Here is an 11,488-nt window from a genome sequence, read left to right as displayed (position 1 = left end):
ACAGCACCCCGGTGTGATCCGAAGTGCAGCTGTGGCTTATGCGGGCTCTTTGTTATATGGTCAACGGGTTACAAAATCAGATTCCCAAACCGTACAGGATTGATTTCATCTCTTTTACCATCCGGGTGAGAATTTCCTGCTCGATTTCATTACAGTCCAAGAGCAGACGGTGAATTTCAGAATTTGAAGTTGAAGTCGAGTGCATCAAACTATCTACCAGCAAATCATCCGTCGATACGTCAAGAGCATTGGCAATATCAACCAATGCATCAAGACTTGGGCGTTTGATGGCGGATTCAATTACGCTAATATGTTTTCGTGTCATGTTAAGCTGCTCCCCCAGGGCCTCTTGAGTGATACCAGCTTGTTTTCGGGCATTTGAAATGCGCTTGCCCAAGGCTTTATAATCAGTAGCCATGTGCTTTTCTCCTTATGATTCCCCGCATAAGGCAGTACAATTATCTCGCATGATGGTAGGCAGAGCAACTCTATATCAAAGGTTCTAAGACCGCAAAGGGACACACTGCTATCTGCTCTGTGGTCTTAGGCTGTTTTGCTACCTACTGGGTAGCAAAAGACAACTCATGCTACCTGATGGGTAGCAGTCAAAACGCAACGAATGCTTTATAATAGAGGTAGTAAAAGGCTGCAAATAGAAAGGAAAGACAATGGTGGACAAGGTAGAAAAAATTCTTACATTATATAGTGATGTGCAGGCAACTTCTGTTCACTGGTTGTGGTATCCATTCATTGCAGTGGGAAAGCTAACATTGCTACAAGGCGATCCCGGCGATGGAAAGTCAACCATGATGATGAATCTGATTGCGGAACTTTCTAAGGGTGGGAAAACACCGGATGGAAAGCCTGTTGGGATGCCGCAAAGGATTATCTACCAGTGTTCGGAAGATGGAGTATCAGATACCATTAAACCCAGACTGGAAAGATGCGGCGCAGATTGTAGAAAAGTAGCTTTTATCAATGAAGAAACATACAGTGGCCTAACGTTGGATGATGAGCGTATCCGTCAGGCAATCATTGAATTTCGCCCACGGCTTGTAGTTATAGACCCGATTCAGGCGTATTTAGGAAGTGATTCTGACCTCCAGATTGCAGGGAGAGCCAGAAAACTGATGCAGCGTCTCGGAATGTGGGCTTCAGTATATGATTGTGCCATTGTGCTGATTGGTCATCTCAATAAGAAAGAGGGAACGAAAGGTTTGTACCGAAGTCTTGGCAGCATAGATGTGGTTGCTGCTGCGCGAAGTGTTTTGCAGGTGGAGCGTGACCAGGAAGATACAGATATTCGTATTGTCCGGCAGATAAAAAACAGTTTGGCTCCGTCTGATGGAGAAATTCGGTTTTCTATAACAGCAGAGATGGGTTTCCAATGGTTGGAGTGCAAGAGCACATTCGTTTCATCGGAACAACCGGAAGTGCCGGAATTTGAGTCAAAAACAGAAAAGGCAGCATATCTGATAAAAAAGTTGCTTTCTGATGGCGATATGAGAGCAAGAGAAATCTATATGCGGATGAAAGATGAAGGAATCAGCCGCAGAACCGCAGAAAATACGAAGAAAGAACTCGGTATCCGAAGTTATCGGAAGATGCGACAGTGGTATTGGAGTATCAATACGGGAGAATGAGGAAAAGTACATGATTATCGGTGAAGTAGAAGCAGTAGACCGTAAGCAAAAAATCAGAGACCGCTATAAGGGTGTAGATATATCGGAATTGGAGGTCATTCCCGCCAAAATCATAGAGGATTTGGAAACAAGTTCTGTGATTCGGCGTGTGGCAGCATATATCCGTGTTTCCACTGATAATGATGAACAGACTTCTTCGTATGAACTTCAGAAAAACTATTATACGGATTATATTCAGGCACAGCCGGGATGGGTATTTGTTGGAATCTATGCGGATGAAGGCATCAGCGGCACATCTCTGGAACACCGAAAAGGGATGCAGCAGTTGATTGAGGACTGCAAGGCAGGCAAGATTGACCTCGTTCTTACAAAATCCATTGCCCGTTTTGCTCGAAATATCGTTGACTGCCTTTCTGTGATTGAATTTCTGAAAAATCTAAATCCGCCTGTGGGTGTGAAATTTGAAGCAGATAATATCTATACGCTGGACAGCAATGGACGCATGATTCTGACGATTCTGGCATCTGTGGCAGAGGAAGAATCGCATTCCAAATCTATCATTATGAACTGGTCGATAGATCGGCGGTTCAGCCGTGGCCTGTTCCTGACCCCTGCATTGCTTGGATACGATAAAGACGAGGAAGGCAACCTTGTAATTAACCCGGAGGAAGCACAGACTGTAAAGGTGATTTACTACCTGTACCTGAATGGATATTCGCTTACGGAGATTGCAACCCTTTTGATGGAGTATAGCCGTAAGACGAAATTGGGACGTGTGGAGTGGAATCCCGGCACACTTGCAGGTGTTCTGGCAAATGAGCGCCATTGTGGTGATGTACTGGCAAGAAAGACCTTTACACCGAACTTTTTGACGCATAAATCAAAGAAAAACAACAATGACCGAACACAGTACAGGCAGAAGAATCACCATGAAGCCATTGTTTCCAGAGAAGTTTTTAATGCAGCTAATCATCTGCGGGCATCCCGCAATTATTCAAAGAAAAACAGACCCTTGCCCGTGCTAAGCGTGGTTGAAGATGGGATTTTGCGAGGATATGTGCCTTTTGATAAGGATTGGACAGGCTTTTCGACAGAAGCATACAGGGAAGCCTCTGAAAGCGTGATGAAAGAACCGGATGTCACTGTTACTGCGGATGTGAAAAAGCGTATTGATCTGACGGGCTATGAAGTAGTCAGGGCACAGTATTTTTCTACTATGCAGAATCCGGCTATGACGATTTCTAATGGACGATTGCGCTTTAACACCGCTTGCTTGAAAAAGTTTGAAAATGTTGAATATGTGGAGCTGCTGCTAAATTCTGTTGAACGCTGCATTGCCATTCGTCCCTGTGACAAGAATAATCCAAACGCGATCCGTTGGGGCAGACTGAAAGAGGGACGTTGGTGTGCAAGCACTTTGGGCTGTCGTGGACTTGCAAAGACTTTATTTGACATTATGGAATGGAATGAGGATTTGCGTTATCGGTTCCGTGGTCAGTTTCTGGAGCAGGGCGATAACAAAATGATGTTGTTCGCATTTGATGAGCCTGAAATGATTAAGGTGGAAGAAATCCTTCTGCCTCCAAAGGAAAACACCGAAGAAGATGAGGGCGAAACGGTCAAAAAGAAGATTTACATTTTTCCACCAGAGTGGGTTGGAACATTTGGACAGCCGATTACAAGTATAGCACAGGTGGGTATCTTACGGCAGGAGCATTATGCCGGAAACTGGGATGTATTTCGTCCTGCGTCGGAGATAGAGAAAATGAACATATTTACGGCAGAAAGTCTAAATGAGTTGCTCCATGAAGCGGAGAAGATAATGGAAGGATGGACTGATTATAGATGAATGAAGAAAACACAACAATCATGCCGCCAGAGAAGCAGATTGTGCAGGATGATAGAGACGCACGGGCGGAAGAACTGGAAAATGCCTTTTCGTATGATGGCTACCAGGTCGTGCGAAAGGAATTGTTTGCCCATCTGCGTGACCCGGCAATCGTGATTCGTAAAGATAGTATCACATTCAATACAGCCTGTATCACAGGGCTGGAGGATGTGGTCTACGTTCATGTCATGTTCAACAATGATTTGAAGCGTATCGTTGTTCGTGGGTGTGATGAAAATGACAAGGACGCTCTGCGTTGGTGCGTGGCAAAACCGGATAAGCGCAAAAGCCGGAAGATGTCCTGCAAGCCATTTGCGACTTTAGTTTATCAGAAAATGGGATGGGACAGCGAGTGCCGATATAAAATGCTGGGGTACAGGATCACCTTTGAAGGTGAAACTCTGTATGTTTTTGATCTGCTTGTGCCAGAAATTTTTCATGAAGGGCAGAGAAAAAAGAACGCAGTCGATTCGCAGGATAATGCTGCGGCAACAAAACCTGTGAACAGCAGAAAGGGATTTTACCCGGATGATATTGTGGGAACTTTTGGTGTGCCTGTGGAAGAACACCGGAAAGAGTCTGAAGTCAAGCAAATGGATGGGTATGTGTCAATGGGGATTCTGACTGGAAAGATTGCACCTGAAGCTGGAAAGGACTAATTGATAGGGTGTACAAGGGGATGGTCTGCCTATTTGCGGGAGGTGAGCGTATGCAGAAAACAGAACAACAGGCAGGACTTGGTATGAGTTTCTGCGAGGAAGAGGGACGAATCACGGTCTTCAGAAAAACGCTGGAAGCGTTAGAATGGCCGTCACACTATCGGTTTCTGTATAATCGCAAAATGAAACAGATAGCTGTACAGGCGTGTGGAGCAGAAGAAGCAGGAGCGCATCGTGTGGGAAAACTGGATGAATCCAATAGCGGCGAAATCAAGTGTATGGCATTGGTTCGCATGATTTACGGGGATTCTGGGTGGGACAAGAAAATGTCCTATCGGCTGCTCGGAAGAGCTTTCCCACAGCAGCGACTTGTTTCGTTTAAGATAATGGATGCAATGCAGATAGAAAACGGGAGAGTACTAACTGAAATGTGAATCTCACATTAGTTGGTTCTGAAATAATTAGTTGCCTATGATATAACAGTGGCGAAGAATGCAATAATATGGACAACTCCATTCTACGCTGACCGAGGGAACATTGTTTTACGATGTTCGCTTTGACGCAATCGCACCGAAATCTGCGGACAGCACAGAACAGGAAGAAGTCATTCGTCTGATTATCAATGTGGAAGCACAGACAAAATTCAAGCCGGGATACCCATTGACGAAACGGGCAATCTATTATTGTAGCAGAATGATTTCTGTACAGCACGGCCCGATTTTTACAAAATCTGAATATGGGAAGATTCGCAAGGTCTACTCCATCTGGATTTGTACTCAGCCGTCAGATGGTTTTGAGAACACGCTTACCCGGTACTCCATCAAACCCGAACAGTTAATTGGAGAAGCGCAGGAAGAAACCGAAAACTATGATTTGATGAGTGTCGTAATGATTTGTTTAGGCAAGCCAGGGACAGAGAATCATAAGGGAATCCTGAAATTTATGGAAGTGCTGTTATCTTCCACAAGATCAGGTTCTGAGAAAAAGAAGATTCTGGAAGAAGAGTTTGGCGTTGCAATGGGCGAAGAACTGGAAAGAGAGGTGCTTGAAGTGTGCAATCTTAGTCAAGGCGTAAGAGCCGAAGGTCGTGAAGAAGGCCGTCAGGAAGGCAGAATCGAAGGCATCGGAATTGGCGAGATTCGGATGCTGGTTCAGCTTGTTCGAGGGTGATTTACCGCTGGAGCGTGCTGCGGCAAAAGCGAAAATGACAGTTGAGCAGTTTAAGGAAACAATGGAGAACACCCCATTACAGGCAGTGTGAAAACAAAATAGCATAAGATAACGGATAGCCCTACAAGGCTCTGATGATTCAAAGAATTGTCAGAAAAGCCTTGTGGGGCTTATTTTTTTTGCTTTTTTTGAGAAATTTTTTGTCCCTATCTTGACATCAGGGGGACTTGCAGCGGTAAGCTCTTCCTTTTTCGCAGCACTTTGTAGTGCATTTGGAAGATACGATGTGGTGCACATCCACGCCGAAGGACCGGCGTTCTTTGCATGGCTGCCGAAGATGTTTGGGAAAAGAGTTGTTGTTACCGTCCATGGCATTGATTGGCAGCGCGAGAAATGGCAATCAGGACTTGGTTCTAAGTTTATCCACCAAGGCGAAAAAAATGCTGCGAAATATGCGGACGAGGTCATTGTTCTGAGCAAAGGAGTGCAGAACTATTTTAAGGAAAGGCATGAAGTCGGGACGAATTATGAATTTGCTGGTGACAATTCCGGCTGAAAGTCGGAGAATGAATGTGGGAAAAGATGTTATTCGTGTTCTTGGAAGTCCAGCCTATATCTGCGTTTTGCAGAGGAAAGATCGGAAGGCTATTGCAATCACGCCGTGTGCTGCGGAGCATCCCATGTCCTTTAAGGTCCCGGGCAGGCTACTGACCGATGGGCAGTGTCGGATGATGATTAACGGAATACAGTTCATTCAGGTGTTGCTGGAAGCAAATGGTCTGGCGGCAGGAAAAGACCATCAGTTTAAAGGACGGTATGATGCCGAGAAAAATGCAGTTATCATTTCGCTTGAAAAAGATGAACAAAGTGCCCTCTCGCCTCAAAAGTGTACAACTTGACATCACGTCCATTTGGTCGTATAATACGTCCAAATGGACGTGATGAAGGGAGCTAATACTATGAGTGCCGGAATTTTAGATGGCTTTCAAACGATAATTCCAACGGCAGCGGCTGTCTTATCGGAAAAACGACAAATATTAAGGCTGACGCAACAAGAGGTTGCTGATCGAGCCAATATAACTTTACGTCAATATCAAAGGCTGGAATCTGGGGAAAGAAATATTTTGACTTCCTCTTTTGGTTTGGCCTGTCGGGTAATTGAAGCTCTTGATATGGATGTTTCTAAATTCTATCATGGTGACTATTACCTTGAAGAAGAAGTGAAGACAATGAGAGGCAAAGGGATTGCCAGCAGAAAAAAGTCATCGATTTAAAGGACGGCATGATGCCAAGAAAGAGCAATATGGACAAATCTATGTTGAAAAGTTTACATCTGCCAGCTTGATATGCAAGGCGTTTTATGGTAAGATGAAAACATAATAGGGAGATTATGAAGCTCGGAGAGAGGCGGTGAGGCCGATGGAAGATAACAGGATGGTTAGTTTCTCACTGGGAGGAATGGCCTTTGAATACGATGATAATAAAAATCAGATAAATATTAAAAAACACGGAATTTCATTTAAGAGTGCAGCGCGTATCTTCTTTGACTATGACCGAATCGAGTTTTATGATGAGGATCATAGCTATGACGAAGATCGATATAACACCATAGGCGATACTTCTGCTGGACGGATTTCTCAAAAAACAGAGGGTGCATTGATTGGCAATATAGATCAGTTCATCGGAAAGGTGAATGAAATACTATTTGTTGTATATACTGAACGAGTAAGAATTGAAGAAAGCGGTACAAAAACAGATGTGACAAGATTGATTTCGGCACGAATGGCTACCGAATTTGAAAGGGGGCTTTATTATGGTAAAAACGAGTGAAATGTCTATGGAACTGAAACAGGAACTTGCATTTACAAAAGAAGAACTCGCAGAACTGGAAGCGGCAAAGAAAATGCCAATCACGTTTGATGCGGATTGCCCTGAAACTACACCTGAGCGGGCGGTTAAATTTAGAAGAGTTAATCCGCCGCGTAACAGAATGGATGCCCATGGAGCATAATCACAATCAAGAAAAGAACGTATAGAGCGCAAGTAAGCCCTACAAGGCTCAGATCGGTTCGGAACCGACTGAAACCCTTGTAGGGCTTATTTTTTTGCAAATTTTTTTGTTCCTTGCTTGACAACCGCATATGGACAACCAGAAAAAAGCCTGAATTCATGCGGGTTTGCGCGGCTTGACCTTTTCACCTCAACTTGTTTCTGCTTGTCATGGTGCGCTAGGGCTAGCGTGTTTTCAGGGGTTAATGGCTTCTGGTTGCGCTCTATACTTAACCCACCACAGCGAAAGCTGATAGAGCAGAAAACAGAATAAGGAGGTACGAAGGCAAGCCTGCGTATAGATTGTTGCTGCAATCTGTATACAGGCTTGTTGTCGTGCAATGAAATAAGCAGGGGATTCAACAAGGGAGGATAAGAAAAATTATGATGGAAAATAAAACCAAAATTGATCTGAAAAACAAGAGTGTTTTCATCACAGGTGTGGCTGGATTTATCGGCTCGAACCTTGCAGGGCGGCTGCTCTCCACAGTGGAGGGTGTGAAGGTCGTGGGTCTGGATAACATGAACCACTACTATGATGTGCGCCTGAAAGAAGCCCGTTTGAACGAACTGGAACAGTTTGAAAATTTCAGTTTCGTAAAAGGCAATCTGGCAGACAAGGCTGTGATCGAATCTATCTTTGAGCAGTATAAGCCGGAAATCGTAGTGAACCTCGGTGCGCAGGCGGGTGTCCGCTATTCCATTACGAACCCTGATGCCTATGTGGAAGCAAACTTGATTGGCTTCTATAACATTCTGGAAGCCTGCCGCCATTCTTACGATGAGGGACATACCCCGGTAGAGCATTTGGTCTATGCGTCCAGTTCTTCCGTGTATGGTAGCAATAAAAAAGTGCCTTATAGCACGGATGACAAGGTGGATAACCCGGTATCGCTGTATGCGGCCACTAAGAAATCCAATGAGCTGATTCCAAAACCGTCCGATTCTACGACATTAACTACCAGCTGGCACAGAACGAGGATAAGAACACCATCTTTGAAAGCTGGTGCGACTTCCTCAACTATTTCGATGCCAGCATCCGCTTTCAGCTTTCGTTCATCAACCACAAAAGCGATATGAGCGAGTACAACAAGGTAATCCAGATCGAGCCGCAGCACGACCAGTTCGATGATGTGCGTATGGAATATGCGCAGATGTTGAGACAGCAGCTTGCCAAGGGCAATAACGGTCTGGTTCGGACGAAGTACATCACGTTCAGCATCGAAGCAAAAAGCGTCCGGGAAGCAAAGCCCCGGCTGGAGCGTATTGAAACCGATATTCTCAATAATTTCAAGGTGCTGGGCGTGAAAGCCTACCCGCTGAACGGCGTGGAACGGCTTCAGATCATGTACGAAACTTTTCATCAGGAGGAACAGCAGAAGTTCGACTTCAGCTATGACCGCATCCTGCAGAGCGGCATGACCACCAAGGACTTCATTGCCCCGACCAGTTTCCTGTTCAAAAGCGGCAAGGACTTTATGATGGGCGACACCTACGGTGCTGCATCATACCTGAACATCCTTGCCCCGGAACTGACGGATAAGGTGCTGGCCGAGTTTCTGGATATGTCGATAGAGACGATTTGGTCGAGTTTGGCGGTTTTACGGATATAGACTCTGCCGGAAATGTTGTTGCCCTCATGGTTCCCAATTACCAGGTTGATGGAAAAACAGGAACATGGCTCCCGTATGATAGTGAAGTTGTAGAGGGTGCCTGCTTCTTTATGATGCGGAATGAGCAGCGTAGAGATGCTGTCTCTCCAATCGTGGTAGACGGTAAAGGTGTATTTGTGACAGAGGCACCGAACGGCTTTGAAAATGTCCGGGCTACTATTACAGAGTATGTTCGCCGCGCTGAAAAGAAACAGCAGGATATGACAGAACATGAAAAGTGTCTGACGAATGGAACGTATGAACGGGCGCGGGAGTCTGGCACAGAGCAGAATTACAATATGATTGATGGTTGTTGCAACAACAATCCGAAAAAGCCGCGTGTCATAGGCAACAGAGTTTCAGTGCTGGATCGGCTGCATATCAAACTGGAGGAGCGAAAGCGGAAAGAACAGGGACAGCAGCAACAGCAGCAGGAGAGAAGCCGCAAAAACTAAAAATCCGTTATAACGCAGAGTGGTGGTTCCTATAACAAGGAGCCGCCACTCTTTTTTTGTGTGGAAAACGAAGATGTCTTGATATTTTTGAAAATCACGAGTATAATAATAACAGAACAGAAAATATAAAACACTAAAATGTGAATGGAGGGCAGTATGGAAACATTATATGAGTATCTTTTAGAAAACTACAAACCGAATGAGCCGATTTTCCTTGCTGAGCTTCAAATTGAAGGTATGAGTCGCGCCAACCTTCGACAACAGATAAAAAAACTCACGGATGCTGGAAAGGTAAAGCGGTTTGATAATGGAGTTTACTTCTTGCCGAAAAAAACGATTTTCAAATCAGGGTCACAGCTTCCACCAGAAAAAGTGTTGGAATGTAAATATCTAAGAGATAAGGATAAGCGATGCGGCTATGTGAGTGGTTTGATGTTCTTTAACCAGATGGGGCTGACTACGCAGGTTCCGATGTTATATGAAGTTGTATCAAATAAGGCTACGAATGAATACAGGGAAACATCTCTGGCAAAGTCGCGGGTGATCGTTCGTAAGCCGAAAGTGCCAGTGACAGAATCCAATTATAAGGTGCTGCAATTTCTTGATTTGCTGAAAGATGTAGATGTGTATTCCGAAGTTACGGGAAAGCCTTTGCAGGAACGTTTGTACCAATATATGAGCGATGCAAGTTTGAGCCTTTCGGAAATGGAACCGTATTTTTCTTATTACCCGGATAAGCTATACAAAAATCTGGTAGAAACGAGGGTGATTTATAATGGCATACTTGCACAGTGATAGAGAACAATTCCGGGATGCGATTGACTTGGCTTATGAGCAGACTGGTGTTATGGTACAGGCAATCGAAAAAGATTATTATGTTACGATGTTGCTGCGGCTTTTGGCGCAGAGGATGCCGTATATCGTTTTTAAGGGCGGCACATCACTGAGCAAGTGTCATAAAGTGATTCGCCGTTTTTCTGAAGATATTGATATTACGATTGATACGTTGCTATCACAAGGGCAAAAGAAAAAGATAAAGCAGGCAATCGTGGAGTCGGCAGAAGAACTTGGAATGACGATTGAGAATCTGGACGAAACCAGAAGCCGCCGTGATTATAATCGCTATGGACGACCAGAACAATTTGACTGAGGTTGTGGAAACCAAGAATATTGTAAAAACTGCAACTGGGGCAGAAACAGATGGCGTAGCTGTTGATGTTGACTCTTTGGTTTCCATTCAAAATCAGAAAATTTGGTGTCAGTGACGTTATCGCAATCACAGCGGCAGGAAAGACCGCATTTTACTATGTGGACAAAGAAGCACTGGTAAAGTTCAATGGCTTTCTGGCACCAAAAGCTGAGGGTAGCTGCCTGATTTTGAATGAGGGTGGCTATCAGATAGAAGGACAAACAGATACATGGAAAGTCATTGACGAAAAGAATGTTCAGGAGCAAAGATTTGTGCAGCTTGTCTGTGAACAGACAAAAAAGCAAAGGCCGGATATTATTCTTCATGACAGCGGAGTTTTGGTGGCGCAGACGATTTACGGATTTGATAGTTCGGTTATGAAGAAAATCGAGAAGTTTCTTCGAGAACAAAAGCCGGAACTGCTGCATTACCAGAAATTTTTGGCGAATGGCACCGCAGAACGTGCCAAGGAATCTGGCACAGAGCAGAATTACAACATGATTGATGGCTGTGTCAACAATAATCCGAAGAAACCGCGTATCATCGGAAATCGGATTTCGGTCCTTGACCGCCTGCACATCAAGTTGGAAGAGCGAAAACAGAAAAGTCAGCCCCAACAGCAACAGCAGCAGGAAAGAAGCCGGAAAAATTAAAAATCCGATGCAGTGCAGAGTGGTGGTTCCATAAAAAGAGCCACCACTCTTATTTTGTAACCGAAACGGAAACAAAATATTATGAAACTCAAAAATAGTTTCCAAATGATTGATATTCTTGGCGAGAGAG

14 protein-coding genes and 3 pseudogenes are annotated in these 11,488 nt (G+C 44.5%); 16 read left to right on the top strand and 1 reads right to left on the bottom strand.

Features of this window, described 5'->3' with window-relative positions:
- Positions 1-76: 76 nt before the first annotated feature.
- Complete coding sequence (locus tag OGM81_02490; GenBank protein ID UYJ44033.1) at positions 77-418, bottom strand: helix-turn-helix domain-containing protein; 342 nt, start codon at positions 416-418, stop codon at positions 77-79.
- A gap of 250 nt (positions 419-668) precedes the next feature.
- On the opposite strand from OGM81_02490, the gene OGM81_02485 reads away from it, so the two are divergent.
- The 16 genes and pseudogenes from OGM81_02485 to OGM81_02410 all read left to right on the top strand — a co-directional run bounded on the left by OGM81_02485 (position 669) and on the right by OGM81_02410 (position 11,358).
- Entirely contained in the window at positions 669-1,643 is a 975-nt protein-coding gene (locus OGM81_02485) for an AAA family ATPase (protein UYJ44032.1), read from the top strand.
- Positions 1,644-1,653: 10 nt separating this feature from the next.
- Positions 1,654-3,492: a recombinase family protein gene (locus tag OGM81_02480; protein ID UYJ44031.1), complete on the top strand. Its 1,839-nt coding sequence runs from the start codon at positions 1,654-1,656 to the stop codon at positions 3,490-3,492.
- Complete coding sequence (locus OGM81_02475) at positions 3,489-4,190, top strand: hypothetical protein (protein ID UYJ44030.1); 702 nt, start codon at positions 3,489-3,491, stop codon at positions 4,188-4,190. The genes OGM81_02480 and OGM81_02475 overlap by 4 nt, the downstream gene beginning before the upstream one ends.
- Positions 4,191-4,240: 50 nt before the next feature.
- Positions 4,241-4,624, top strand: a complete 384-nt coding sequence (locus OGM81_02470) for a hypothetical protein (GenBank protein UYJ44029.1) — start codon at positions 4,241-4,243, stop codon at positions 4,622-4,624.
- A 103-nt stretch (positions 4,625-4,727) separates the two neighbouring features.
- On the top strand, positions 4,728-5,360 hold the full coding sequence (locus OGM81_02465) for an Rpn family recombination-promoting nuclease/putative transposase (GenBank protein ID UYJ44028.1): 633 nt from the start codon (positions 4,728-4,730) through the stop codon (positions 5,358-5,360).
- A 223-nt stretch (positions 5,361-5,583) separates the two neighbouring features.
- Positions 5,584-5,871, top strand: a pseudogene (locus OGM81_02460) (glycosyltransferase family 4 protein).
- A gap of 61 nt (positions 5,872-5,932) precedes the next feature.
- The gene (locus tag OGM81_02455) at positions 5,933-6,259 is read left to right on the top strand and encodes a hypothetical protein (GenBank protein UYJ44027.1); all 327 of its coding nucleotides are present in this window, start codon (positions 5,933-5,935) and stop codon (positions 6,257-6,259) included.
- 60 nt (positions 6,260-6,319) lie between these two features.
- Complete coding sequence (locus OGM81_02450) at positions 6,320-6,634, top strand: helix-turn-helix domain-containing protein (protein ID UYJ44026.1); 315 nt, start codon at positions 6,320-6,322, stop codon at positions 6,632-6,634.
- A 145-nt stretch (positions 6,635-6,779) separates the two neighbouring features.
- Positions 6,780-7,190 (top strand): BrnT family toxin, encoded by a 411-nt coding sequence (locus tag OGM81_02445; GenBank protein ID UYJ44025.1) that lies wholly within the window; start codon positions 6,780-6,782, stop codon positions 7,188-7,190.
- Positions 7,174-7,371: a hypothetical protein gene (locus OGM81_02440; GenBank protein ID UYJ44024.1), complete on the top strand. Its 198-nt coding sequence runs from the start codon at positions 7,174-7,176 to the stop codon at positions 7,369-7,371. The genes OGM81_02445 and OGM81_02440 overlap by 17 nt, the downstream gene beginning before the upstream one ends.
- A gap of 449 nt (positions 7,372-7,820) precedes the next feature.
- Positions 7,821-8,336: pseudogene (locus OGM81_02435) on the top strand (GDP-mannose 4,6-dehydratase).
- Positions 8,337-8,338: 2 nt separating this feature from the next.
- Positions 8,339-8,977 (top strand): annotated as a pseudogene (locus OGM81_02430) (hypothetical protein).
- Between the two features lie 14 nt (positions 8,978-8,991).
- On the top strand, positions 8,992-9,516 hold the full coding sequence (locus OGM81_02425; GenBank protein UYJ44023.1) for a DUF4316 domain-containing protein: 525 nt from the start codon (positions 8,992-8,994) through the stop codon (positions 9,514-9,516).
- A gap of 156 nt (positions 9,517-9,672) precedes the next feature.
- Positions 9,673-10,311: a DUF6088 family protein gene (locus OGM81_02420; GenBank protein UYJ44022.1), complete on the top strand. Its 639-nt coding sequence runs from the start codon at positions 9,673-9,675 to the stop codon at positions 10,309-10,311.
- A complete protein-coding gene (locus tag OGM81_02415) occupies positions 10,292-10,666 on the top strand; it encodes a nucleotidyl transferase AbiEii/AbiGii toxin family protein (protein ID UYJ44021.1) in 375 nt (124 codons plus the stop codon). Before OGM81_02420 ends, OGM81_02415 begins: the two co-directional genes overlap by 20 nt.
- Positions 10,667-10,731: 65 nt before the next feature.
- Positions 10,732-11,358, top strand: coding sequence for a DUF4316 domain-containing protein (locus tag OGM81_02410; protein ID UYJ44953.1), 627 nt, complete (start codon positions 10,732-10,734; stop codon positions 11,356-11,358).
- Positions 11,359-11,488: the final 130 nt, after the last annotated feature.

The sequence above is a fragment of the Oscillospiraceae bacterium genome, assembly GCA_025758045.1.
Lineage (GTDB): Bacteria > Bacillota > Clostridia > Oscillospirales > Ruminococcaceae > Gemmiger.
This window is presented reverse-complemented; position numbering and strand designations above follow the sequence as displayed.